The 26,696-nt window shown below is 50.1% G+C and carries 19 protein-coding genes; 14 read left to right on the forward strand and 5 right to left on the reverse strand.

The features are described 5' to 3' along the window. Positions 1 to 182: 182 nt before the first annotated feature. Together H8K29_RS01720 and H8K29_RS01725 are read right to left on the reverse strand one after the other, a co-directional pair. The gene (locus H8K29_RS01720) at positions 183 to 1,448 is read right to left on the reverse strand and encodes a cation:dicarboxylate symporter family transporter (protein ID WP_222611387.1); all 1,266 of its coding nucleotides are present in this window, start codon (positions 1,446 to 1,448) and stop codon (positions 183 to 185) included. Between the two features lie 2 nt (positions 1,449 to 1,450). After that, positions 1,451 to 2,371 carry a LysR family transcriptional regulator gene (locus tag H8K29_RS01725; protein ID WP_186883875.1) on the reverse strand — a complete coding sequence of 307 codons (921 nt, stop codon included), beginning with the start codon at positions 2,369 to 2,371 and terminating at the stop codon, positions 1,451 to 1,453. Positions 2,372 to 2,529: 158 nt separating this feature from the next. Here H8K29_RS01725 and H8K29_RS01730 point away from each other — a divergent pair, with 158 nt between their 5' ends. From H8K29_RS01730 to H8K29_RS01745, 4 genes are all read left to right on the forward strand, one after another. After that, positions 2,530 to 3,618, forward strand: a complete 1,089-nt coding sequence (locus tag H8K29_RS01730; protein WP_186896158.1) for a porin — start codon at positions 2,530 to 2,532, stop codon at positions 3,616 to 3,618. Positions 3,619 to 3,636: 18 nt separating this feature from the next. Further along, on the forward strand, positions 3,637 to 4,431 hold the full coding sequence (locus H8K29_RS01735; protein ID WP_255423217.1) for a substrate-binding domain-containing protein: 795 nt from the start codon (positions 3,637 to 3,639) through the stop codon (positions 4,429 to 4,431). Between the two features lie 97 nt (positions 4,432 to 4,528). Then, positions 4,529 to 5,848: an MFS transporter gene (locus tag H8K29_RS01740; protein WP_186896160.1), complete on the forward strand. Its 1,320-nt coding sequence runs from the start codon at positions 4,529 to 4,531 to the stop codon at positions 5,846 to 5,848. Between the two features lie 414 nt (positions 5,849 to 6,262). Next, positions 6,263 to 7,846: a methyl-accepting chemotaxis protein gene (locus tag H8K29_RS01745; RefSeq protein WP_186896161.1), complete on the forward strand. Its 1,584-nt coding sequence runs from the start codon at positions 6,263 to 6,265 to the stop codon at positions 7,844 to 7,846. Between the two features lie 78 nt (positions 7,847 to 7,924). On the opposite strand, the gene H8K29_RS01750 is transcribed toward H8K29_RS01745, so the two are convergent. Together H8K29_RS01750 and H8K29_RS01755 are read right to left on the reverse strand one after the other, a co-directional pair. After that, positions 7,925 to 9,031 carry a porin gene (locus tag H8K29_RS01750; protein ID WP_255423218.1) on the reverse strand — a complete coding sequence of 369 codons (1,107 nt, stop codon included), beginning with the start codon at positions 9,029 to 9,031 and terminating at the stop codon, positions 7,925 to 7,927. A 131-nt stretch (positions 9,032 to 9,162) separates the two neighbouring features. Beyond that, complete coding sequence (locus H8K29_RS01755; protein ID WP_186896162.1) at positions 9,163 to 9,915, reverse strand: ABC transporter substrate-binding protein; 753 nt, start codon at positions 9,913 to 9,915, stop codon at positions 9,163 to 9,165. Between the two features lie 537 nt (positions 9,916 to 10,452). Here H8K29_RS01755 and H8K29_RS01760 point away from each other — a divergent pair. From H8K29_RS01760 to H8K29_RS01770, 3 genes are read left to right on the forward strand one after another with little or no spacing between them, the layout of a single operon-like run. Then, positions 10,453 to 12,483 carry a ribonucleoside triphosphate reductase gene (locus tag H8K29_RS01760; RefSeq protein WP_186896163.1) on the forward strand — a complete coding sequence of 677 codons (2,031 nt, stop codon included), beginning with the start codon at positions 10,453 to 10,455 and terminating at the stop codon, positions 12,481 to 12,483. A 16-nt stretch (positions 12,484 to 12,499) separates the two neighbouring features. Then, positions 12,500 to 12,691 carry an anaerobic ribonucleoside-triphosphate reductase gene (nrdD, locus tag H8K29_RS01765; protein WP_186883868.1) on the forward strand — a complete coding sequence of 64 codons (192 nt, stop codon included), beginning with the start codon at positions 12,500 to 12,502 and terminating at the stop codon, positions 12,689 to 12,691. A 7-nt stretch (positions 12,692 to 12,698) separates the two neighbouring features. After that, complete coding sequence (locus H8K29_RS01770) at positions 12,699 to 13,397, forward strand: anaerobic ribonucleoside-triphosphate reductase activating protein (protein WP_186896164.1); 699 nt, start codon at positions 12,699 to 12,701, stop codon at positions 13,395 to 13,397. Positions 13,398 to 13,431: 34 nt separating this feature from the next. Here H8K29_RS01770 and H8K29_RS01775 read toward each other — a convergent pair whose 3' ends face one another. Beyond that, positions 13,432 to 15,960 carry a PAS domain S-box protein gene (locus tag H8K29_RS01775; RefSeq protein WP_186896165.1) on the reverse strand — a complete coding sequence of 843 codons (2,529 nt, stop codon included), beginning with the start codon at positions 15,958 to 15,960 and terminating at the stop codon, positions 13,432 to 13,434. Between the two features lie 620 nt (positions 15,961 to 16,580). Between H8K29_RS01775 and H8K29_RS01780 the strand changes: the two genes are divergently transcribed. The 7 genes from H8K29_RS01780 to kdpE all read left to right on the forward strand — a co-directional run bounded on the left by H8K29_RS01780 (position 16,581) and on the right by kdpE (position 26,606). Continuing rightward, complete coding sequence (locus H8K29_RS01780) at positions 16,581 to 17,753, forward strand: GGDEF domain-containing protein (protein WP_186896166.1); 1,173 nt, start codon at positions 16,581 to 16,583, stop codon at positions 17,751 to 17,753. A 480-nt stretch (positions 17,754 to 18,233) separates the two neighbouring features. Continuing rightward, positions 18,234 to 18,323, forward strand: coding sequence for a K(+)-transporting ATPase subunit F (gene kdpF, locus H8K29_RS01785; protein WP_186883864.1), 90 nt, complete (start codon positions 18,234 to 18,236; stop codon positions 18,321 to 18,323). Then, complete coding sequence (kdpA, locus tag H8K29_RS01790; RefSeq protein WP_186896167.1) at positions 18,323 to 20,134, forward strand: potassium-transporting ATPase subunit KdpA; 1,812 nt, start codon at positions 18,323 to 18,325, stop codon at positions 20,132 to 20,134. Before kdpF ends, kdpA begins: the two co-directional genes overlap by 1 nt. An 18-nt stretch (positions 20,135 to 20,152) precedes the next feature. After that, positions 20,153 to 22,345: a potassium-transporting ATPase subunit KdpB gene (gene kdpB / locus H8K29_RS01795; protein WP_186896168.1), complete on the forward strand. Its 2,193-nt coding sequence runs from the start codon at positions 20,153 to 20,155 to the stop codon at positions 22,343 to 22,345. 20 nt (positions 22,346 to 22,365) lie between these two features. Beyond that, the gene (gene kdpC / locus H8K29_RS01800) at positions 22,366 to 22,962 is read left to right on the forward strand and encodes a potassium-transporting ATPase subunit KdpC (RefSeq protein WP_186896169.1); all 597 of its coding nucleotides are present in this window, start codon (positions 22,366 to 22,368) and stop codon (positions 22,960 to 22,962) included. Between the two features lie 114 nt (positions 22,963 to 23,076). After that, on the forward strand, positions 23,077 to 25,875 hold the full coding sequence (gene kdpD, locus H8K29_RS01805) for a two-component system sensor histidine kinase KdpD (protein WP_186896170.1): 2,799 nt from the start codon (positions 23,077 to 23,079) through the stop codon (positions 25,873 to 25,875). Continuing rightward, positions 25,872 to 26,606 (forward strand): two-component system response regulator KdpE, encoded by a 735-nt coding sequence (gene kdpE / locus H8K29_RS01810; protein ID WP_370527116.1) that lies wholly within the window; start codon positions 25,872 to 25,874, stop codon positions 26,604 to 26,606. The genes kdpD and kdpE overlap by 4 nt, the downstream gene beginning before the upstream one ends. Positions 26,607 to 26,696: the final 90 nt, after the last annotated feature.

The following is a 26,696-nucleotide window of genomic DNA, read 5'->3' on the forward strand; positions in this document are numbered from 1 at the left end:
GCAGGGTGCTATTACCAAATTTGGGATGGAGAATTTATGCGTATCGTCAGTGCTGACCACTTTAGCGCTGGACGTCGTGCTGATTCAGTCTCGTCGTATTATTGTGAACCCGTCTTGTGATCAAGCTTGAATACGACGAATTCAGGATAGATTACCTCTGCAATACATGACGACATCCGGCCTTATATTGACTTTGACGTTTCAAGTTGATGTTTGAGTATCGTTCTGTCACAGGCACCTTCCCAGAGTGCAACGACTATACACACCACAACATTGCTGATCGTGCTGGTGACGGCGCGGGCTTCTGACATGAATCTGTCTATGCCAAGCAATAAAACAGCACCTGCCAACGGCAGATCCGGAATGACAGTAAGCGTTGCCAACAGTGTGACGAAGCCACTGCCACTGACACCGGCGGCACCTTTTGATGTCAGCAACATAGTGGCGATCAGGCTCAGGATCTGACCATTGCTGAGTTGTATGTCGCAGGCTTGGGCAATAAACATTGAGGCGAGCGTCAGGTAAATTGCGGTGCCATCGAGGTTAAACGAATACGCCATCGGTAACACCAGTCCTGCAACATCTTTTTTGCAACCGAGCGTTTGTAGTTTTTTCATGAGCGGCGGCAGCACCGGCTCTGATGAGGATGTACCCAATACAACGAGCAACTCTTCCCGGATATAACTCATCAGTTTCCACAGACTGAAACCATGCAGCTTCGCAAGACTTCCAAGAATGACGACGACAAAAACCGCGCAAGCGATGTAGAAATTCAGAATCAGATAACTGAACGCAGCCACAGACTTTATGCCAAAACGTCCCACCGTATAGGCGATAGAGGCGAATGCCGCCAATGGCGCCAGTTTCATGACGTAATCAAAAATGTTAAAACACAGGCGGCTTAACTCATCAATTGTTGTCAGCATACGGTCACCGGGGCGTCGGCTGCGGGCGATCGCAAAACCGGTCAGTACCGCAAGCAACAAGACTGGTAAGACCTCGGCCTGGGTAAAAGCACCGACATAGGAATGTGGAATGATGTGGAGAATGAAATCGGCGAAACCCTGATATTCGGCATGACCCAACATCGGCGACAGAGTATTTTTGTCGGTGGCGGTTGGGTGAAAATGCCAGCCAGCCCCCGGATGCATGAGGGACGCTGCCAGCCATCCGGTTAACAACGCCAGTAAAGTCAGCAAATAAAAAATCAGCATCGCTTTGACAAGCGTACTGGTAACTCCTCGACGCTCATTCAGGCCTGCGATACCGCCAGCGATGGTAAAGAACACGAGCGGTGCCAGCATCATTTTGACCAGTTTGATGAATGCGTCTCCCAGCGGTTTTAATTCTGTTCCCAGTGCTGGCCAGAAATGACCAAATCCTATGCCGAGAAACACGGCAAGCAAAACTTGCAGATATAAACGTTTGCTCAGAAATGAGAAGGGCAAGGTCATTTCGGCAGCACTGATTTATTCGTTTTACTACTTTGCACCAACATGTCGAATAAGGTTCTGGCTGCTGGTGGCATGATGCGCCCGCGTTTAGAGATCAAGCCTAAGGTTCTGTGGATGGAAGGATTGACTAAGGGAATGCCGACCAGCGTTGCATCCATATATTTTGGCAGCGATAAGCGAGGAACGGCGGCGACTCCCATGCCTGCTTCAACCAATGCCAGAATGCCAGAAACATGGTTCACTTCATAAAAAATGACGGGGTGTTTTTCTACGCCCGCCAACGCATTGTCGATCAAGCTGCGGTTACCGCTGGACTTGGAGACCGAGATATAACGCTCGCTGGCAGTTTCTTTCCAGGATAATTTTTTGCGTTTTGCCAGTGCGTGATCATGGCGCATCGCCAGCACATAACTCTCTTTGTAAATTGGGTGAAAATCAATTTCCGGGTCTTCCGCACCGGCAAAGTTAATACCAAAATCCGCCTCGCCGGCCAATATCAGATTCAGTACGTCTTGCGCGCTCTCATCAAATATGCGCACGCGTATTTTGGGGAAGCGCTCGGTAAAGCCTTTCAATACGTCGGGCAAAAAATAATGCACTGCCGATGGAACGCATGCCAGGGTCACGATACCGGTGCGGTGCGCAGCCAGATCTGACATGTTCAGTATCGCGCCTTCCAGTTCATCGAGTGCGGTACGGACGTTGCTCAGAAATACTCTACCGATATTAGTCAGTTGCACGCGCCGCGTGGTCCGTTCAAATAATTTGACGCCCAGCATATCTTCCAGCTTTTCAATACGGCGGCTCAATGCCGGTTGCGATAAAAACAGATCTTCCGCCGCCTGTTTAAAACTGCTGCGTTCTGCGACGGCGACAAAGGCCTGCAGTTCTTGTAAATCGAAATTGATGCGTCCCATGCATTAATCTTAATAAATATTGCAATTCACAAATTATGCCATGTGGCGGATGATGCAGACCAAATAAAAAGTCGGCGGTACGTGAATATTGACCGGCTCAAACCAAGCATTACAGATATTTCAAGGCCTCATTAAGAAGGCAATACCTCGGAGACCACATGAAACCTTCTTATCTCGTCGTCTTGCTGGGCATCAGCAGCGGCGCCTTTGCACAATCTACTGTCACACCGTATGGCATCGCGGATCTTGGTGTGCATTACAGTAACGGCATCAATGCCAGCAATGCGCCTGTCGTATCCGGTTCCACCGGCTCCGTCAGCAGCGGCGTCAATAATACCAGCCGCTGGGGTTTCAAAGGACAAGAGTCTCTTGGTGCTGATATGACTGTCCTGTTTCAGCTTGAAGGCGGCTTAAACATCGATACCGGCGCATCTGCAAAATCAGACAAGCTATTTGATCGCCTCGCCTTCGTTGGCATTAAAACCGGTTATGGCAGCCTGACCGCCGGCCGCCAGGCAACGATACTGTCGGATGCGATTTCGACGGTTGATCCGCTGGGGATGCGGTATGCAAGCCTCAACCCAAACATCAACGTCACGGCACTGAGCAATACCGCGTTTGGTACTCATGCGTTTGGCGTCCAGTATGGTACCAGCGGCTACAACGACAATTACTATCGTCTGGACAACATGCTGAAATACACCGGTGACTTTGGTCCGCTGGTGGCGCGCGCGTCATATTCATTTGGTGAGGTGGCAGGCAATAGCAGCGCCTTGTCGACCATGGGTGTCGGCCTCGCATATCAACAAGACGGATTGAATATCTCTGGTGCCTGGATGAAATTCAAGAACAGCGCTGACTTTGATTTACAGGCTTATACCCTGGGTGCTGCCTATCAATTGGGGAGCGTGCAACTGAAGGTCAATTTTGGTCAGAACCGCGCTGATACCAGTACAACAAAACAAACCCGCCAACACATCGCCTCTGGCGGTGCTGCACTGGCATTAACCGCTGATCTGACGCTGACATCGGCGTACTACCGCGTCCGTCGTGAAGCCACCGGCTTTGCCGATGATGGCTTTGATCGCAGCTTTATTTATCTGGAAAAATCCCTGTCAAAACGTAGCACTGCGTATATCGAAACTGATTACACAAACTGGAAAGCTAACGCTGCCGGTGTTAGCGGTAACAAAACGAACAGCAGTAACGGATATGGCCTGACGATAGGTCTGATGCACAAGTTCTGAGCAATGAAAGGAATCACTATGTCGAAGTTTAAGCTTCGTTTCAATATGACGGCAATCACGCTGGCGGTCAGCAGCTTATTTGTTACCAGCCTGGCAGCAGCGGAGGACATTCGCGTCATCAGTTCGGGCGGCTTTGCGCAAGCATACAAAAATCTCGCTTCTGCATATGAAAAGAGTAGTAGCGATAAGCTGATATCTGGCTGGGGACCATCGATGGGAACGACCACAAATGCGATTCCGGTGCGTATGGCTCGTGGTGAGAATATTGATGTCGTCATCATGGTAGGTGATTCTCTGGACACTTTGATGAAGGAAGGAAAACTGGTTGCCGGTAGCAAAGTGGTGTTGGCAAATTCACTGATAGCCTGCGCGGTAAAAACGGGGAATGCCAAGCCCGATATCAGCACCGTTGATGGTCTGAAACAAGCATTTTTGCAAGCGCGAACAGTCGCTTATTCCGACAGTGCCAGCGGTGAATACATCAAGCACCAATTGATGAAAAAGCTGGGTATCGCAGAGCAGATGCAGGGCAAGGCAGCACAAATTCCAGCCACACCTGTCGGTGAAATCATCGCTCACGGTGAGGCCGATTTCGGGTGCCAGCAACGTAGTGAATTATTGCCGGTCGCAGGAATTGATATTGTTGGCTTGCTGCCGCAGGAAGTACAACTGAGCACACCTTTCTCTGCAGCCATAGTCAGCGGCAGTAAGGTACAGAAAAACGCACAGGCTTTGCTTGACTTCCTGTCGTCGGAAAAAAATGCCGGTGTGATTGCAGAGACTGGCCTGGAGCCGGTTGCTGCTAAAAAGTAAGACGCTGATTCAGCGTTAATCTTTGTTCGTTTTTTTTATCTTGTTTTGACGGGTTGGCTGTGCAACTGCACGGTCGCCGATTAAAAAGGTCGATAGTATGTCCAGCACAACTTCTAACGCAGTAAGCAACGTCCATCAGGATGGTCACGTTGCGGCAAAACGCCATTCGAAATTTTCTACCGTCATCCGCGTGACGAGTGGAAATTTCATTGAAATGTATGACTTCTTCCTGTTTGGATTTTACGCAACCTATATCGCTAAAGCTTTTTTTCCTGCCAGCAGTGAATACGCGGCGCTGATGATGACATTTGCGACTTTCGGTGCGGGCTTTTTCATGCGGCCGCTGGGCGCGATTATTCTGGGTAGCTATATTGACCGCATCGGTCGCCGCAAAGGCTTGGTGCTGACGCTGGGCATTATGGCATCGGGTACCGCCATGATCGCTTTTATCCCCGGTTATGCCACCATCGGTTTGCTGGCACCTTTGCTGGTCCTGATTGGTCGTTTGCTACAGGGTTTTTCTGCCGGGGTTGAACTGGGCGGCGTGTCTGTGTATTTATCCGAAATGGCAACACCGGGCCACAAAGGTTTTTACGTCAGTTGGCAATCAGCCAGTCAACAAGTGGCCATCATTTTCTCCGCAGCGTTGGGATATTTTTTGAATGAAACCTTGAGTAAGGAATTCATTGCGGACTGGGGTTGGCGCATACCTTTCTTTATTGGTTGCTCCATTATTCCTGTAGTCTTCTTCATTCGCCGTTCTTTGCAAGAGACAGAAGAATATCTGGCACAGAAAACGCATCCTACGTTCAGAGAAATGCTGAAAACTATTTCTCTGAACTGGCCACTGGTTGTGACCGGTACCATGCTGATCGTGATGACCACGGTTTCGTTTTACCTGATCACCGTTTATACGCCAACTTTTGGTAAAACCGTACTGAAGCTGACAACAGTCGAGAGTCTGGTGGTGACGCTGTGTGTGGGGGTATCCAACTTTATCTGGTTGCCAGTTATGGGAGCCTTGTCTGACCGTATCGGCAGATGGCCCATCATGGCACTGTTTTCCGGCTTGACTGCTGTGACGGCTTATCCGCTGTTGTCATGGCTGATCGCCAATCCGAGTTTTGAGCATATGTTGCTGGCAGAATTATGGCTGTCGTTCCTGTACGGAAGTTATAACGGTGCGACGATTGTTGCTCTGACCGAAATCATTCCTGTCCGTATCCGTACCACAGGTTTCTCACTGGCGTATAGCCTGGCAACAGCCTTGTTTGGCGGTCTGACACCGCTGGTTTCCACCTGGTTGATAGAAACTACGGGCGATAAGGCATCGCCGGGATACTGGATGGCAATGGCCGGCAGTGTTGGCTTGCTGGCGACTTTCCTGATTTATCGCGGTGTAGTCAAGGAACGTTAATTGCCCTGGCCGGCAATTAAAGCCAGTTTTTCAAAGTAAAAAGCATGGCAGATAGTGAGTGAATCACTACTGCCTGCTTTTTTATTATTTGTACGAGGTTTAAGAAAGCGCATGACTGTCAATTTACCGATATGTGTCTCTGGCTGACAACATTTCTGGAAAAAGGAATTCTGAGTCGCTTCTTATTGTTTGCCATCATCGCTTTTCGTGTGAATGATAGGAGCAGATCTGCCTGTCGCAACGCCGGTGATTACCATTCTGTCGATTCTTTTTTCTGAGCAACGTCAGGACGGCCAGTCATTGGATTCTGTGCAGAATCAAATTCTGGTCCTCCTTCGTGCAAAGAGCATTTGAAAATGAATCCATTACTTCGTCGCGGGAAACGTCGTTGTTAATAGCTTTAAAGGAGCTGATATGAGCTGGTTTCTGAATCTGAAGATTGCGTATAAATTACTGCTTTCTTTTTTTATTGCCCTGAGTCTGACCCTGGCTACAGGCATTTTTGGCATCGTTCAGACCGCGCGCCTGAATGCTGCGTCAACGACGGTACTCAATGATACGTTGCCGGGAGTGCGTTATGCGCTGCTGATGAAGGCAACGCTGAACCGTATGCGGGTATCGGAATTGCAGCATATTCTTTCCAGCGAAGAGTCGGATTTCAGCTATTACGAAAAGAGTATTGAATCCCGTACTTCAGAATTTACGGGGTATGAAACGAAATATCGATCCCTGGTCAACTCGGCAGAAGAGAAAAAAATATTCGATACCTTAGATCAGTCGTTTATATCGTATCGCAATGCAGGCAAAAAAGTGCTTGAGCTATCCCGTGCCGGAAATCAGGATGAGGCGCGGAAAGCGATCCGTGGTGATTCCGTAAAATTATTTCGATCTGTGAACGATCTCGTCGATAAACTGGTGGAGATGAGTCAGGCTGAAAGCGAGCGTGCACTGGTCACCAACGATGATTTGTTTTCGTCTTCACGCTCGTGGATTATTGGAATTATGAGTGCGGCAATGGTGCTCAGCGTGATTCTGGCTTTATGGATTGCACGCCTGATCAGCCGACCACTGCGTGCGGCAGTCAGTATGGCGGAAAGTGCTGCCAGCGGTGATCTGACGGTATCGATTGAGGCTGAATCGGACGATGAGATCGGCCAGTTACTGCGCGCGATGAAAACGATGAATGCGAGCCTGCAAAGACTGGTGGGACAGGTTCGCGAGGGTACGGATGCAATTAATTCCGCTTCTCAGGAGATCGCGACCGGCAACCTTGATTTGTCTGCGCGTACTGAACAGCAGGCGGGATCTCTTGAGGAAACCGCATCGGCGATGGAAGAGTTAACGTCGACGGTAAAGCAGAATGCGGACAACGCACGACACGCCAATAGTCTGGCCGGCTCTGCCACAACGGTCGCTGGAAAAGGTGGAGAGGTCGTTGGCGAAGTGATTGCGACCATGAGTTCCATCAACGAGTCTTCCCGCAAAATTGTGGACATTATCAGCGTGATTGATGGTATCGCGTTCCAGACGAATATTCTGGCACTGAATGCTGCAGTAGAGGCAGCTCGTGCCGGAGAACAGGGGCGCGGCTTTGCTGTGGTAGCCAGCGAAGTCCGGAATCTGGCTCAGCGTAGTGCCGCAGCAGCTAAAGAAATTAAGGATTTAATTAACGATTCAGTAGAAAAAGTGGCGGCTGGTAGCAAGCTGGTGAATCAGGCAGGAAGCACCATGGATGAAGTGGTTGATAGTGTGCGTAAAGTCAGCGATATCGTCAATGAAATCAGTGCGGCGACACAAGAGCAAAGCATAGGAATTGAGGAAGTGAATAACGCCATCATCAAGATGGATGAAGTGACTCAGCAAAATGCTGCATTGGTGGAAGAGGCCGCAGCGGCAGCACAATCCATGCAGGATCAGGCCGTGCATTTGACGAATGCCGTGAGTGTCTTCCGGTTGGATGCGACTTCAGTCTCCCGTGTTACCCGCAGACTGGGATAGTAATTGCCTGACTCTGCAGCGCGGCTGAATCTGTTTCAGCCGCGCGCTATGGCAGATGATCCGTTGCAGAGACGTTCTTCAGAATTTATGCATCAGACCCAGGGTGACACCATACCCGTTGGATTTATTTGCCTGCGTTCCGGTTGTGCCAGCTGCATTACCATTCCATTTGGTTGAATCAAGCTCGACATATAAAGTGCTGCGCTTTGACATTTCCTGTTCAAGATAGGCAACCACACGATCAAACCCATCCGAGGTAAAGCCGGTGCTGTCGCGTCGTACACGATAATACGCGGCGGTCAGCGACAGGCCGGGGCGAATCACGACGTTGCCGCCGCCTGAATAGATATTTTCTTTTGTTTCCTTATTGATTGCCGTTTCTGCTTTGTTATTGCCATAATTGGCTTTGAGTGTGAATTCACCAAAGTTATAGGCAGCGCCCAGCGTATAGGCGTCAAGGCTGAAACTGGCACTGTTTTTCAATTTCATATACGCGCCAGAAACAGCCAGGCCATCTTGCTGATAGCTCAGACCCGCGCCCACCGTCGACAACGCGCTGGTGTTTCCCGCCACTTCACCAAATGAATAGGAGACGCGAGTTGTCACCGGACCAAAGTCACTGGTGAATTTCAGCATATTGTCCAGACGATAGTAATTGTCGTTGTAGCCACTGGTGCCGTATTGCATTCCAAAGGCATGAGTGCCAAAAGCCGTATTACTTAATGCGGTCACGTTGATGTTAGGGTTGAAACTGGCAAAGCGCATTCCTAAAGGATCGACCGGCGATATTGCATCCGATAATATCGTCGCCTGACGCCCGGCCGTCAGTACGCCGGCGCTGGTCTTTAAGCCAACAAATGCGATACGGTCAAACAACTTATCCGATTTGGCAGAACCACCCGTATCAATATTCAGGCCGCCTTCAAGCTGGAAAAGTGCTGACATATCATTTTCCAGCACCTCCTGACCTTTGATGCCCCAGCGACTGGTATTGTTGATGCCGCTGCTCAGAGCCGTGGTGGAATTCGATGCTGTGGGAGCATTACTGGCGTTTAATCCATTACTGTAATGAATGCCAAGGTCTGCGATGCCATACAGTACGACATTTGATTGTGCTGAAACAGTTGGTGAAAAGGCAGACATTCCTGCCAGACTTATTCCGGATAAAAATAAACGCGTTTTCATGGTGTCCTCTTCGTATATTGTTGAGTTCAGGCCTGCGATTACTATCGACGTTTCTTTTCTTCTGACACACGGGGTGAAACACACTACGGATGAATCTGCTGCATAAAATCACTTTTTTATCTGACTGTAATTCAGTTACAGTTTTTCACAGGAAGTGTCGCTGTTGCGTTGTCGTTTTTCATTTGCTCAGATTCTGCAGTCGTTGCCAGTCGCTGCAATTCTCCAGTTGCCGCGAGCTGACTGATTGTTGTGGCCAGACTCGCTGCCAACGCTTTATGTTTGATATTCAGATAGTGGTGAGCGGGTTGTACCAGCAAGACGATTTTTTCCGAAACAATGTCATTGATCATTGTTTTTTTCATTGCCCGGTCTGCGCTATATCTGGAGTCCACCGCGACATCAATACGACCAGCGGTCAACATTTTGAAGAGACTTTCTGACGTATCGGCAAACGTAATGTCGTTTAGCCCTTCGGTCGCATTTTGCGCATTTATAATTCCGCGCACGACACCAACTCTGAGTGGCTTTAAATCGCTTTTTTTCTGAATAGTCAGATTGCGGGTTTTTAATGTGTACGCCAGAGTTTCAACGACGATATAAGGCGGATCAATACGTATTAACTCTGGATGTGACACTGCGTAATTGGGTGGCCGCAATACTTCGCCGTCTATGTTTCCAGCCTTAGCTTCTTTGGTTGCGCGCAGTGGCGGCAGGTTGATAATACAAAATTCCAGCTTCGTCTGTTTGTATACTTCGCGAAGTATGGATGCTGCAAACATGCCAGTGGCAGAGTCGACGTTGACAGAAATATGTAAATTTCCAGGTGTTTCAGCCGCAACACTTGTTGAAATTAACGCCGTCATTATCTGCATCAACAAGTTCATCGTTTGTCTCATACCTGAACGCGTTATGTTTAGAATAGTAAGCAATCCCGGATACGTGTCAGCAATTGCAGAGCATTGTAGTGTTGACGCAGTCGATTGTCGTCTCGCAATCCGACTCGCCCTTTTTGGCTATAAATGTTGCCACATTCCTTCGTGTATGGCTGTGGCGTCAGTACAAATATTTCTGTATCTGTTTATATAGTTACCGCAGGCAAGATTTGCACACGCCAGCTTCCCGCTGTCTTTCTTTATGCCTATGTTGATCTGTCCGCAGGCTTAGATGTCTGCGGGCATAAGTCTTTTTTTTTTTGATCTCGAAAGACTGATAGAAAGTGCGCATTACAGTGGCGACAGGCCGATCAGCACAGCAAGCGTAATATCGTGGCGCTGCGAGTTTTTTCGTATCAATCAGTTGATCTATGAGTTTTTTGACCCGGATCAATGATTTTAAAAAAGCATCAGTCTTCGTTTGACTATACTATATTTAGTGATTATTCTAAATTCAACTACTAAATATTGTGTATTTGGATAACGATAATGACTGAGCAATTTTGTGAATCGCAGATACAGGTCATCAAGCGGGATGGCAGCATCAGCGCATTTGATGCAAAGAAAATTGAATTTGCCCTGCAGCGCGCAGGTCAGGCGAGTGGTGAATTTGATTTACGCGTGGCGAGTGATTTGTGTGCTCAGGTAATGCAAAGTAATGCGATGGTAAACGCTACGCCGCTACTGCATATCGAGCAGATTCAGGACGTAGTCGAATCAGTCTTATTTGAGTCCGGTTATCGCCAGACCTTGCGCGCCTATATTGTGTACCGCGAACAGCACCAACGTTTGCGGCATGACCAACACACCCTCGTTGATGTCGAATCATCCATCAATGAATACCTGCAGCGTCAGGACTGGCGTGTCAATGCAAATGCCAATCAGGGATACTCGCTCGGCGGTCTGATTCTGAATGTCTCCGGCAAAGTCATTGCGAATTACTGGCTGAGTCATGTGTATCCGCCAGAAGTCGGTATGGCACACCGGGAAGCGGATCTGCATATTCATGATCTGGATATGCTGGCTGGCTACTGCGCCGGATGGTCTTTACGTACCTTGTTGAACGAAGGCTTGAACGGCGTGCCGGGTAAGGTCGAATCTGCGCCGCCAAAACATTTATCGAGCGCGGTCGGGCAGATCGTGAATTTTCTCGGGACATTGCAAAATGAATGGGCGGGCGCTCAGGCATTCAGTTCTTTCGATACCTATCTGGCGCCTTTCGTGCGCAAGGATGCATTGAGTTACGCCAGTGTTAAACAGTGTATGCAGGAGCTGATTTACAACCTGAATGTGCCGTCACGTTGGGGCACTCAGACGCCTTTTACGAATCTGACTTTCGACTGGGTGTGCCCGGCTGATTTACGTGATCAGATACCGGTCATCGCTGGCATCGAAATGCCATTTTCCTACGGTGAATTACAGGCCGAAATGGACATGATTAACCGTGCATACATCGAAGTGATGATGGCCGGTGATGCAAAAGGGCGCGCGTTCACCTTTCCTATTCCTACCTATAACATGACCGAGGATTTTGACTGGTACAGCCCGAACGCCGAACGTCTGTTTGAAATGACGGCACGTTATGGCTTACCGTACTTTCAGAATTTCATTAACTCTGAACTCAAGCCGAACATGATACGTTCCATGTGTTGTCGCTTGCAGCTGGATCTGCGCGAATTGCTGAAGCGCGGTAACGGTTTGTTTGGCTCTGCTGAACAGACCGGCTCGCTCGGTGTGGTCACGATTAACTGCGCCCGTCTCGGTTATCGTTATCGAGGTAATGAGTCTGCCTTGCTGACAGCACTGGATCATTTGCTGGAACTCGGAAAAACCAGCTTGGAAATAAAGCGCAAAGTGATACAGCGGCACATGGATAACGGCTTGTTCCCTTATACCAAGCGCTATCTGGGAACCTTGCGTAATCACTTTTCGACGCTGGGTGTGAACGGTATCAACGAGATGATACGTAACTTCACTGCCGGTGAAGACGATATCAGCAGCGCTGCTGGCCATGCGATGGCGATTCGTCTGCTGGATCATATCCGCGCCAGAATGCTGGAATTTCAGGACGAGACCGGCCATATGTACAATCTGGAAGCGACACCTGCGGAAGGAACAACCTACCGTTTTGCGAAAGAAGACCGCAAGCGCTTTTCGGATATTCTGCAGGCCGGTACGACCGAGATGCCTTACTACACTAACTCATCACAATTACCGGTCGGCTTTACCGAAGATCCATTTGAAGCGCTGGAGCTGCAAGACGATTTGCAGCGTAAATATACTGGCGGCACCGTGCTGCATCTGTACATGACCGAAGCCTTATCCAGCGCAGAGGCGTGCAGGCAACTGGTGCAGCGCTCACTGAGCCGTTTCAGGCTGCCGTACATCACAGTAACGCCGACTTTTTCCATTTGTCCTAAGCATGGATATCTGCAGGGAGGCCATCCATTCTGTCCGAAATGTGATGACGAGATCATTGCCCGCAAACGCATGACAGCCATGCAAACTACCACCAACTAACCAGAGGTCATTCACCATGTCATTACTTCATACCGCTCAGACTATTGAAAAACATAGCGTTGTACTCAATGACGAAGAACGTCAGCCATGTGAAATATGGACACGGGTGATGGGTTACCATCGCCCGGTCAGTTCTTTCAACACCGGGAAAAAAGGGGAGTTCTGCGAGCGTACCTATTTCACCGAAAATGCCGCTCAGCTGCGATAACCGTGGCATGCGGAACAGCCTGAGAATTGGCGGGTTTACCCCATTCAGCGCAACAGATTATCCGGGGAAACTCGCTGCTGTGGTGTTTGTGCAAGGATGCCCCTGGCGTTGTTCCTATTGTCATAATACGCATTTGCAGGAGCGCGGAACCGCAACGGATCAGACTTGGGAGGCTATCCGCAGTTTTTTGTCACGCCGAACCGGATTGATTGATGCGGTCGTTTTCAGCGGCGGCGAAGCGACGATGGATCCCGCTTTAGCATTGGCAATGAAAGAGGTTCGCGAACTCGGTTTTCAGGTGGGCTTGCACACTGCCTGCATTTATCCCAAACAGTTAGAGCGTGTGTTGCCGTTGCTGAACTGGGTTGGCTTCGACGTCAAGGCACCGTTGGCGGACTACGCAGCTATTACCGGTGTGCAGGGCAGCGACCGTGCAGTTCACCAATGCGCAGAAATGATACTTACCAGCGGCGTTGATTACGAATGCCGGACTACCATACATCCGACCTTACTCAGTGAACAAAAAATAATGGCGCTGGCGCTGGAACTGTCGGCAATCGGTGTGCAACATTACGTACTGCAAAAATTCCGTACACAGGGATGCCAGACAAAGGCGTTGAACCAGGCGCTGATCGCCGATTATCCTTCACTGCCATTGCAGGAAAAAATACGTGCGCTTTTCCCCACATTGCTGATACGTGCGTAAACGGGCATGCAGGCCTCACTCAGGCTGGCAATGCTCATGCTTCAGGTGTTTGCATGGCAGCACGCGCATTTCCTGGAGCCAGACAGCGGTCTATCGTTAACAGCAGGGTATTAATTTCCAGCGGCTTGGTGAGGTAAGAATGGAAACCGGCGTTGAGCCCCTTTTCAATATCCTGACTCATTGCATTCGCTGTCAATGCAATAAATGTCGTGCAACGCAGATGGGTATCGGCTTTCATCTGACGCAATACCGCGTAGCCATCCATCCCTGGCATGTTAATGTCGAGCAGCACAATATCCGGCTGATGCTGGTGCGCCAGCTCAATGCCTGCTTGCGGTGTTTGTGCTGTCAGTAATTGCATGCCAGATCGTAAGCCGAGGATTTGTCTGACGAGTTTCAGATTGACCGGACTATCGTCGATATACAGGATGACCGCATTATTTCCCCAGGCGCAGATTGGTTCGTCAGACAGTTGCGGTACAACATGCATAGGCGCGGCAGGAATGGCGTCACCTGGAAGCTCAATCCAGAAGCAACTGCCGTGATTTAATTTACTCTCCACTCCGATTTTTCCATGCATCAGTTCGGTCAGTTTTTGCGTGATCGTCAGACCAATACCGGTGCCCTCGGTATCTCCCAGTTCGACGCCAAGCCGGTTGAATGCCTGAAACAGTTCACCCATCTTATCCGGATGAATGCCGATGCCGGTATCGGTCACAGACAGCCGCATATTTCCGGAAGACTGCATTGCGGCATCGACCTGCACGTTACCACCGGTGTAGTTATATTTGATGGCGTTGGACAGCAGATTCAATACAACCTGTTTTAAGCGGACACGATCGGCACGCACGGCGACGGGCGAGGTAATCAGCGATTGCATCGATATTTTTCTTTCTGCCGCTAACGGGCGGATCAGATCGAAGCATTCTGTAATCAGGTCTTCAAGGTTGACAGGTTCCAGCGACAGGCGCACATGGCCACCTTCTATTTTGGCCAGTTCCAGCACTTCATTGATGAGCTCCAGCAGATGTCGCCCCCCTTTCAGAATTTCCTGTACATGATCCTGTTGGGCGGGAGTCAGTGGCGCTTCATAGCCCAGCATCTGGGCGAAGCCGAGAATAGCGTTCAAGGGTGTCCGCAATTCATGGCTCATGCTGGATAAAAATTCTGACTTTGCCTGATTTGCTTTATCAGCCGCCTCTCGCGCCAGAGCGAGTTCGTTTCTGCGGGAGATTTCCTGGCTGAAATCAGTCCAGATATTAAAGATATATTGAATTTCATCAAGATCATTTTTGATAAAACCGATGTTGCTCATAGTGATGAAAACGGAACCATCTTTGCGACGGTGCGGCAATTCCCCTACCCAGTTTTTACCGCTTCGGATACACCTGCCCACTTCCTGCGTAATCTCTTTTGCCTGTGCTTCTGCTAAAGCAAAACTGAAATGCTGACCGATTATTTCTGCGTCGGTATACCCCAGCGTTTTTTCCAGAGCATGATTCTGATACAGCAGATAGCCTTTGCCATCGCAGATGCCGACACACTGATTGCTGGCATGAAAAACGCGACGGAATAACTCCAGACGGTCTTCTATCGCCTTGCGTTCAGTGATGTCGGTGATAAAGGCAGTGAAATAAAAATGTCGTCCTAATTTGTGATGAGTGAAGGTCAGCTCAACTGGAAATTCTGTGCCGTTTTTATGCAATGCGCTTGTTTCTATGCGTTTATTTAATATCAGTCCCTCACCTAACGCCAGAAAGCGTTTCATTCCGTACTGAAAATACTCGCGGTTTTTGGGGGACGTAATAGTGTCATTTAATACCAGCCCCAGCGCTTCGGCCCTTGTCCAGCCCAGCATGTGTTCTGCCCGTGGATTCCAGTCGGATACTCTGCCCCGGGAGTCGATGGTGATAATCGCGTCCTGCGATGAATTTAAAATTCCCCGCAGCTGAAACTGCGTCTCGTAGATAGTGCGTGCAGACTGATTTGAGTAGTAGCCAACGGCGATAAATGCCATGCTACTGGCCAGCAGGATCAGAATCAGCATGAGTTCCTTGCTGTCACCGGACAGCCATATCGCAACAACAGGAGGCAGCAGATTGGCGACGATAAATCCGCGCATGGCATGAAACTGTTTTGCTACTGTACTGACCGAAACGGCACTGACGCACAATAGGGTGCCGATAAAAAAGGCTGGCAGAACGCCGCTGCTGTGAGGGAGTAATAAGACAGGTCCCAGAGACCACGCTGCACCATGCGTCGTTGCCTGTACAAAAAATATTTTTTGCCATTTTTTGATGGTGGAACCGGACGGTGCTGCCTTTTTAAAGAACTGATATTGCACATGTCCGAGTGCTGCGCTTCCTAATACAGCGGCGATCCAGAGTGACAATTGCGGGACGGGAACGATGCCCCAAACGATAGCGCCACCAAAGACCGCAGTAATCACAGCCATCGTCTGATTCAGTGGCTCCTGGCTGTATGTTGCATACAGCAGGTGCGCCTCGACATCACATTCCTGATCGTCAGCGGGGCGCAAAGTATTGATTAAAAGATTCTGCATGCCTGTTCTTTATATTTTCGGATCGCATGTTTATTGATCAGGTTTTCATGGGCTTTGGTGTGTATGTGCCACACATCATTCCATTGTAATTCTTTAAAATAATTGCCAATGTGAAATTTGGTCAAAAAAGCAGTAATCTGAAACGCGATGCCGTCATATGTCGGTATGATCAAGTGACAATATCGGCAGATGTTCAGCTCAGGGTAAACCGTTGTCCACAAGTGGAGCCGAGGGACGTCTTTTTTGAATTAGGCTGATCTGTCTTTTTAAAAATGTTATAAATGCAAAGCGGAATGACGACAGCGTGCTGTGAAGACATTGCTTGCGTCGGAAAATAGAATAAATCGAATAGATCGGAGACCTATACATCCTGTATCTGTGGATGGCAGCAGGGTTCAGCGCTTGCCATGAATAAATGAGGGTGGGAACTTTCCCCAAATACAACAGATACACTGCGTGACCTCCATTTGTTATTTCTTCCGATATTTTGCATTTGTTTTAGTAGTCAACAGTCAGTGTCGCAGCAGTATCTGGTTTCAGGCATTTGCTGTCAGGCGTACAACTGGTATGTGCGCAGACAGTTGGTAATTTTTCTCAGATTGATGGTCGGAGTTTTTTGCATGTCTGTTATGAAGACACTCATCAGGTACAGCCTTGATCTGGTACTCGGATCGGGAAAGGCGATGCGCATCCGTACCAGTCAGTTTGTACTCGCCGCATTGCTGATGCTGGCGAGCATTGGTGTCTTATTTTTCATGAAATCGGTGGGTATTGGCGGGATGGGAGACGTGCGATTGTGGGCCGCCTGTTCAACCGCAGGTCTGATGATCGTGTATGCGCTGATACGCAGTGGCTATTCCTTGCGCTGGGCTGACCCTTCGTTGGCATTTGTACAGATGCTGTTTGCGATTGCCTGCAATGCTGCGGCGTTCGCGCTGGCCGGTGATGGCCGGGGCGTGACCTTACCGTTGCTGGCCGTGATTCTGATGTTCGGCATGTTTGGTTTATCCATACAGCAGGTGATTACCGTTGCGGTGTACGGCCTGATGCTGTTTGCTGAAGCGATTCTTTTTTCTCTGCTGCGGGAGACAGAAAGAACGACCTACTATTTGTATGGTGCTTACTATTTCATGGTGGTGATTGTGCTTGCCAGTTCCACTTTTTTGACCTGGCGACTGTGCGAAATGCGTGAGCACATGCGGCATCAGAAGCTGCAACTGACGCAGGCGCTGGAAAAAATTCAGCAAACCGCTAACTATGATGAACTTACCGGTGCCGCAAACCGGCGGCATATGCTGCAACTGATACAGTACGAAAGCCAGCGTTCCGATCGTTCTGCGAACCCGTTGCTGGTAGCGATGCTGGACATCGATTATTTCAAACGCATCAATGATACTTATGGCCACCAGGCCGGCGATGTCGCATTACAGAAATTTACTAAAACCGTGCAGGAAAAAATCCGCGTTACCGATACTCTGGCGCGCTGGGGCGGTGAGGAATTTCTGATTTTACTGACAGAGACTGAACTCGACGTCGGACTGATTTGCCTGGAACGTGTGCGTGCCGCAGTCGCAGCCGATGTTGTCAAATTCGCCAGTTCATGGATCAGCCTGACCGTCTCTATCGGTGTGACCAGATACCAGCCAGGAGAGGCGTTCGAGAAAACTCTCACACGTGCCGACGAGGCATTGTATGCAGCAAAAGCACAGGGCAGAAATCAGATCGTTTGTTTACAGCAATCGACAGACACGGTTGACTCTATGCCTGACATAAGTAAAGTGAAGGCTGGGTGAATATTCACTGGTAAGTCGAGCCACCACTAGTAGTAGCTTGTTATCTCCAATGCTGTTCAACCGGTATAACAAAAGCTGCTACTGTCTTCCCCGTCTATCCGATAGCTACATTTACTCGCGGTAATGACGCCTTTTCCAATACGGAAAGCGGCTTATTTCACGGCGATCACTGCTAGGCCCTCTCCTTTGCGCTGATAGTTCACTTTCAATTTTCCTGTTCTGATTTAGGCATCTCAACGTAGTCCGTACCGCGTCTGCACGAGTTCTCTTCCAACCCCAATTTTTACAGTTTGTTTACAGCTTCACCCAGAGTTTTAACAAAATTCTTAGACCCTTTTGTCTATTCTCCACAGTGTGGAAAAAACGGAAGAGGTATGTGATGGAATTGTTGACGGACATTCTTTATGCAGGCGGGATAGTCATCTGTTTTTTGATGATCTGGATCCTGATGTTGGTGTGTGAAAAATTAGGAGCGAAGTCATGAACATGTTTTATATCGGCGGTGCGTTAATTGCCGCAGGTTTGTTGGTGTATCTGGTGATCGCGTTATTGAACGCAGAGGAACTGTGATGACGACACAAGCGCTTATTCTATTAATCGTATTTTTAGCGGTATTACTGGTGTTGTCGTATCCATTAGGGATACTGATTGCAAAAATTGCTGATGGCAAAGCGTCAGTGCCCGGAATGCGATGGCTGGCCTGGTTAGAGCGAGGTATGTATAAACTCGCCGGAGTCAAAGCAGACGAAGGGATGACCTGGAAAGGGTATACCTTAGCCTTACTGGTATTTAATGTACTTGGTACCTTGTTTGTTTATGCGATACAGCGATTGCAATTATGGTTGCCGTTGAATCCGCAAGCGATGCCGAATGTTAGTGCGGATTCGTCCTTTAACACAGCGGTCAGCTTTGTCAGTAACACGAACTGGCAGGGATACGTCGGTGAAGGAACGATGAGTTACCTGACGCAGATGCTGGCGTTGGCGGGGCAGAATTTTTTCTCAGCGGCGACTGGCATTGCCGTGGTCTTCGCCCTGATCCGTGGCTTCTCCGCACACTCATCCAAATCTATAGGTAATTTCTGGGTCGATCTCACGCGTTCGACCTTATATCTGTTGCTGCCTTTGTCTGTGATCTTCGCCATTTTCTTGATGGGACAAGGCGTGGTGCAGAATTTCTCGGCATATAAAGACGTGCAGTTAGCCGATGCCGTGACCTATAGCATGCCTAAGACTGGCGCGGATGGTCAGCCGTTAAAAGACAGCAAAGGCGCACCTGTAACGGAAGAGATGACAACCCGCACACAGACACTGGCGATGGGGCCGGTTGCCTCGCAAGAAGCGATCAAGCTGTTGGGGACCAACGGTGGCGGCTTCTACAATGTGAACTCTGCTCACCCTTATGAAAATCCTACACCTTTGAGCAATTTCTTTCAGATGATAGCGATTTTCCTGATACCGGCAGCCTTGTGTTTTGCATTTGGCCGCATGGTCGGTGATCAGAGACAAGGCTGGGCGGTGTTGGCGACCATGACATTGCTGTTCGTTGTGATGACGGTCGGCGTGATGGTGGCCGAGCAGCAGACACATCCTGTTTTGGCAGCGATGAATGTTGATCAGGGCAGCAGCGCCCTGCAGTCAGGCGGCAATATGGAAGGCAAGGAAACCCGCTTTGGTATCAGTGCATCTTCACTTTTTGTCGCAGTGACTACTGCGGCTTCTTGTGGTGCGGTGAATGCGATGCATGACTCCCTAATGCCACTCGGTGGTTTGGTTCCTGTCGCCCTGATGCAATTTGGTGAAGTTGTATTCGGCGGGGTTGGCTCGGGTTTGTACGGGATGCTGATTTTTGCCATCCTCGCAGTATTTATTGCTGGTCTGATGATAGGTCGTACGCCTGAATATCTGGGTAAAAAAATCCAGTCGTATGAAATGAAAATGACCTCAGTCGCTATATTGGTCACGCCTGTACTGGTGTTAGCAGGTACCGCGATTGCAGTCATGACAGAGGCTGGTCGTGCCGGCATTCTGAATCCGGGAGCGCATGGTTTTTCTGAAGTGCTGTATGCATTCACTTCCGCCGCTAACAATAACGGTAGCGCATTTGCCGGTATCAGTGCCAACACACCTTTCTACAACATCATGCTGGCGATTGCGATGTGGTTCGGGCGCTTCGCCATGATTGTGCCGGTATTGGCAATTGCCGGTTCGCTGGCTGCGAAAAAACGTTTGGAAGTGAATGCCGGCACGATGCCTACGCATGGCTTGATGTTTATCGCCTTGTTGGCAGGTACCGTGGTTCTGATCAGCGTACTGAACTATGTGCCAGCGCTGGCTTTAGGGCCGGTCGCCGAACATCTGCAGCTTGTTGCACCACGCTAAGAATTGAGGGGAAATCTGATGTCCAGTACCAATGTCCAAAAAAGTTCTGATAACAAAGCTGGTTCCGCTGATCACAGCAATGATCGTTCCACCGATCGCACCAGCGTAGGGGCTGACTATGCCGTGCAAACCGGCGGCAAGCCTCGTCTTCCGCTCTTTGATGCAAGTCTGATAGGCCCGGCAATTGCCGACTCTTTCAGAAAACTCAGCCCTCGTACGCAGTTGCGCAGCCCGGTCATGTTTGTCGTTTATGTGGGCAGTGTGATGACGAGTCTGTTATTTTTGCAATCCCTGTTTGGTCAGGGGGAAGCCAGCTCCGGATTCATTCTGGCCATTTCCGTATGGCTATGGTTCACCGTCCTGTTCGCCAATTTTGCTGAGTCGCTGGCAGAGGGGCGCAGCAAAGCACAGGCGGCATCATTACGGGCGCTGAAGCAAACGGTGATGGCCAAAAAGCTGGCTATCCCTAAACATGGCACCACCTGGCTGCCAGCGGCGGTGGAAGATCTGCGTAAAGACAATGTCTTTTTAGTCGAAGCCAACGATGTCATTCCGGTCGATGGCGAAGTGATAGAGGGCGTTGCCACCGTCGACGAGAGCGCAATCACAGGCGAATCTGCTCCAGTGATACGTGAATCTGGCGGCGATTTCTCTGCCGTGACGGGCGGTACCCGGGTGTTGTCTGACTGGCTGGTGGTGCGTGTGACGTCGAATCCGGGCGAGGGCTTTATCGATCGTATGATCGCCATGGTCGAAGGCGCTAAACGTCAGAAAACACCAAACGAAGTTGCGCTGACGATTTTACTGATCGCCTTAACCATTATTTTCCTGGTGGTGACGGTAAGCCTGCTGCCGTTCTCGTTGTTCAGTGTCGATGCGGCCAAAGCGCTAGGAATGACTTCACAGCCAATTTCTATCACGGTACTCATTGCGCTGTTAGTGTGTCTGATCCCAACAACCATCGGCGGCTTGTTGTCAGCCATAGGCGTGGCGGGAATGAGTCGCATGATGCAGGCAAATGTGATCGCTACATCGGGTCGTGCGGTTGAAGCTGCCGGGGACGTGGATATCCTGTTAATCGACAAAACCGGCACGATTACCTTAGGCAACCGTCAGGCATCCGAGTTTTTCCCTGCACCCGGCGTGACACCTTCTGAACTTGCAGATACAGCGCAACTTGCATCGCTGGCCGACGAAACACCGGAAGGACGCAGTATCGTGGTGTTGGCAAAACAACGCTTTAATTTGCGTGAGAGAGAAATGTCTTCACTCCACGCACAGTTTGTCCAGTTCACTGCACAAAGCCGCATGAGTGGCGTTGATATCGGGGAACGCGTTGTACGCAAGGGCGCTGCTGACGCAGCCAGAAAATTTGTCGAGGCGATGGGGCGTTCGTTTCCGCTGGAAGTCGCGAAAACTGTCGATGACATTTCCCGTCGTGGCAGTACTCCGCTGGTCGTGGTGGATGATGGCCGGGTGATGGGAACGATAGAGCTGAAAGACATCGTCAAGGGGGGCATCAAGGAACGCTTTGCCGAGTTGCGTCGTATGGGAATTAAAACCATCATGATTACCGGCGACAATAAGCTGACGGCAGCAGCAATTGCGGCAGAGGCGGGTGTCGATGATTTTCTGGCAGAAGCAACGCCGGAAGATAAGCTCAAGCTGATACGCAGTTATCAGTCCGACGGTCGCCTCGTCGCCATGACTGGTGACGGTACTAATGATGCACCCGCTTTGGCACAGGCAGATGTGGCGGTGGCAATGAATTCAGGTACGCAGGCCGCCAAAGAGGCGGGAAACATGGTGGATCTGGATTCCAATCCGACCAAGTTGCTGGAGATCGTCGAAATCGGTAAACAGATGCTGATGACGCGTGGCTCTTTGACGACTTTTTCTATCGCCAACGATATCGCTAAATATTTTGCAATTATTCCGGCCGCATTTGTGGCGACATATCCGGAATTAAAAACGCTGGACATCATGCATCTGACCAGCCCGTCATCTGCGATCATGTCTGCGGTGATATTTAATGCGCTGATCATCGTGTTTCTGATTCCGCTGGCGCTTAAAGGCGTGAAATACCGTGCGATCGGTGCATCGCTGTTATTGCGTCGCAATCTGTTGATTTATGGCCTTGGCGGCATTCTCTTGCCATTTGCCGGTATCAAACTGATCGATATGATTCTGACCGCATTGCAATTGGCTTAACGTAGAAATCGAGGATATTCATGAACTCTGTCACTCACTCTTTCACTCACACGCTGCGTCCTGCATTCATGCTGTTTTGCAGCCTGTCAATTCTGGTTGGCGTGCTCTATCCGGTTGCGCTGACCGGCGTCGGTAAGATCGCTTTTGCAGACAAAGCGGAAGGTAGTCTGATCCGCAAAGACGCGAAAATTGTTGGCTCCTCCCTGATAGGACAAGCTTTCAGTTCGCCGCAGTATTTTTGGGGGCGTCCTTCCGCTACAGGCCCTATGCCAAATAACCCGCTTGCTTCCAGCGGTAGCAATTTTGGCCCTAGCAATCAGGCTCAGACGGATGCAGTCAAAGCCCGTATCGATGCTCTGAAAGCCGCAGATCTTGCAAACACGGCCAAAATACCGGTCGATCTGGTAACGGCCTCTGCCAGTGGGCTAGATCCTGACATCAGCCTTGCTGCAGCGTATTATCAGGCGTCTCGTGTGGCGCATGTGCGTCAGATAGGAACAGACCAGGTGCGTAACCTGATTGATGAACTTGCCGAACATCCGGTGATAGGTTTATTTGGCGAAGCACGGGTCAATGTTCTGGCATTAAACCTGGCGCTGGATCAGAAGAAAAAATAAGTAGTGCAACATGTTGCAGAAATTTGATGTGATACGGAAGTGCGCGAATGCTGTGCTTCCGGCAATTCTGTCACTCAGCTGCTTTAACTGATTTTCAAGAGAAATACCATAACGATGGCCATCAATAGCGATCAGCGTCCTAACCCCGATTTGTTGCTGGCACATGTGCAGGCGCAGGAGCGCCGCGCCGCGCGTGGCAAGTTGCGCATCTACTTCGGCGCGTCTGCCGGTGTTGGTAAAACCTATGCAATGCTGACCGCCGCGCGGAAAATGATAGCGGATGGTCGTCAGGTATTAGTCGGCGTGATAGAAACTCACGGCAGGGAAGAAACCGCTGCATTGCTTCATGGTCTGGATGTCTTACCACTCAGGAATATCCCTTATCGCGACAAAGTGTTGTCCGAGTTTGATATTGATGCAGCACTGGAGCGGCATCCGCCATTGATACTGATGGATGAGCTGGCACACTCGAATGCATCTGGTTCCCGCCATCCTAAACGTTGGCAAGATGTCGAAGAATTGCTGGATGCCGGCATCGATGTCTACACGACCGTGAATGTCCAGCATTTAGAAAGTCTGAATGATGTGGTCGGCAGTATTACCGGTATACGGGTGGCAGAAACCGTGCCGGATACCGTGTTTGATGAAGCCGATGAAGTGGTGCTGGTGGATATTCCTGCCGATGAGCTGTTAGCCAGGCTGAAATCAGGGCGGGTATATCAGATACCGCAGGCAGAACGCGCTGCGAAGAATTTTTTTCGCAAAGGAAATCTGATTGCGCTGCGTGAACTGGCCTTGCGTCGCACTGCCGACAGGGTAGAGGACGATGTTCGCGCCTATAAAATTGAAAAATCGATCAATACCGTCTGGAAAACGGATGCAGCATTGCTTGCTTGTGTTGGACCCGGGCGTGGCGCGGATCATCTGATCCGCAGTGTGGCCAGACTGGCGGGGCAGATGAATGCAGTCTGGCACGCTGTTTATATCGAAACACCTGCATTGCAAAAATTACCGGCAGCGCAGCGTGAACGCATTTTAAAAAGTCTGAAGCTGGCGCAGGATCTGGGTGCCAACACTGCGGTGTTATTCAGTAATGACATTGCGCAGGCAATTGTTGATTATGCGAACGGACAGAATTTTTCACGCGTCGTGATGGGGCGGCCGTCACGCCTGTCACGCCGGTTACCGTGGACGACGTCGTATGCGAGGACAGTCGCTGCATTAGCGCCGCATATTGATCTGATAGAAATTGGTCGCGCTGCATCTGATCATGAGGATTCGCTGTCAGAGATGGCGGCGGAATCCGTTGCGATGCACTCACCGGATAAACGCATTCCGGCTGCCAATCGATACAACCGAAACCAGATACGGAGTTATCTGCTGGCCGCTCTGGCAAGTATGGTGACAGCGCTGGTGGCGACGCCCTTGCTCGACATTTTTAATCTGGTCAATATTGCGATGTTGTTTTTATTGACGGTCGTGCTGGTCGCTGTGCGTTTTGGCCGGGGGCCATCCGTGCTGGCAACGGTGGTGGGCGTATTGGCGTTTGATTTCTTTTTTGTACCACCGCGTTTTTCGTTTGCCGTCAGTGATCTGCAATTCGCCATGACGTTTGTCGTGATGTTAGTTGTGGGGCTGATTACCGGACATCTCACGGCGGGTTTGCGGTATCAGGCGAAAGTCGCCTCACGCAGAGAATCCCGCTCTCGTGCCTTATACGAATTTGCCCGTGATTTATCCGGTGTGTTACAGGGCGAACAGATCTCTGATAAAACCCAGGCCATCATACAGCGTGCGTTCCGGGCGAACGCGACACTCTTGTTACCTGACGATGAAGGCCGCTTACAGCCGCCGTCACCTGAAGTTCCCGGTCTGGATATGGGGATAGCGCAATGGGCTTTTGATAAAGCCGAAACCGCAGGTATCGGCACTGACACTCTGCCTGCCAGCAATTTCTTTTATCTGCCATTGGTGGCACCTATGCGTACACGCGGATTATTAGCGATACAACCTGATAATCGTCGCTGGATACTCATACCGGAACAAAGGCAGCAGCTGGATACATTTGCTGCGCTGGCGGCGATTGCGCTGGAGCGTCTGCATTACATTGAGGTGGCACAGAATGCGCTGGTGCACATGGAGTCCGAGCGTTTACGTAATTCCTTGCTGGCCGCGCTGTCACATGATTTACGTACACCGCTGACCTCGCTGGTGGGGATCTCCGAATCGCTGACGATGTCAACACCGCCGCTCAGTGATCGCCAGAAAGAAATGGCACATGCCTTACATGATGAAACCTTGCGTATGAGTGCGTTGGTCTCCAATCTGTTAGATATGGCGCGCATACAGAGTGGTGAAATCAAACTCGATCTGCAATGGCAGCCACTGGAAGAAGTGATCGGCAGTTCTATCCGTATCTGCGCTCCACAACTGAAAGAACATCAGGTGCAGACTATCATGGCAGCGGATTTACCGTTAATTCATTTTGATGCCGTGCTGATAGAACGTGTGCTTTGTAATCTACTGGAAAATGCGGCGAAATATACACCGGCAGGTTCCCGTATTACCCTCAGTGCCGAAACCAGCGGAGCCGACATCGATATCAAGGTATTTGATAATGGGCCGGGTCTGCCACAGGGCAGAGAAGAGGCGGTGTTTGAAAAATTTACCCGTGGTGAAAGAGAGTCTTCCAAACCGGGTGTGGGTCTTGGGCTGGCCATCTGTCGCGCTATTGTCGAAGCCCATAAAGGGCGTATCCATGCTGGGGTATCACCCGATGGCGGTGCCTGTATTATCATTTCTCTGCCATTAGGAAATCCGCCAGATATGCCGGATATGGAAATCATGAGCCTCATGAACCAGGAAGCACACACCATCGGCAGCAACCATCCGATACGACCATTATCCGTATGAACACATCAGCATCGACGCCGCCTATGTCAGAACACAATGCCACTCTGCCCACCGCTTTGCTGGTGGAAGATGAACCGCAAATCCGCCGCTTTGTCCGCAGCTCTTTAGAAGAAGGTGGCTGGCAGGTGTTTGAGTCCGGCACTTTACAACGCGGACTGGTCGACGCCGGCACCCGCCAGCCTGATCTGATTATTCTTGATCTTGGTCTGCCTGACGGTGACGGTATCGACTTCATTAAAGACGTGCGCAGATGGTCGGGTGTCCCTATCATCGTGTTGTCAGCCAGAGTGAGCGAAGCGGAAAAAATTAAAGCGCTGGATGCCGGTGCCGACGACTATCTGACGAAACCATTTGGTGTCGGTGAATTGCAGGCGAGGGTGCGGGCAACTTTGCGGCGTCAGCGTCAACCCGGTAGTACACCAGATGGCGTCGTTCAGTTTGGCGACGTTAAAGTCGATGTGCAGGCGCGTATGGTCACGAAAGCGGGCGTCATCGTCAAACTCACCCCGACTGAATTTCGTCTTCTGAGCGCACTGATCAATAGTGCTGGCCGGGTCGTGACTAACCCGCAATTATTACGCGAAGTGTGGGGGCCATCGCATGCAGAAAGTGGCCATTATCTGCGCATTTACATGCGCTATCTGCGGCATAAATTAGAAGATGATCCGACCCAGCCACGTTATCTTCTGACCGAAACAGCGGTCGGCTACCGATTGTTATTACCTAGCTGATTTTCCATTTTTTCTCTGAGTATCCGGCGCCAGAATCTGCTCGCCGGAGGGGCGTCTGCACGCCTGTTATTTAAGTTTTTATATGTTTTT

Source organism: Undibacterium sp. CY21W (genome assembly GCF_014284265.1).
In the GTDB taxonomy this organism is placed as follows: domain Bacteria; phylum Pseudomonadota; class Gammaproteobacteria; order Burkholderiales; family Burkholderiaceae_D; genus Undibacterium; species Undibacterium aquatile.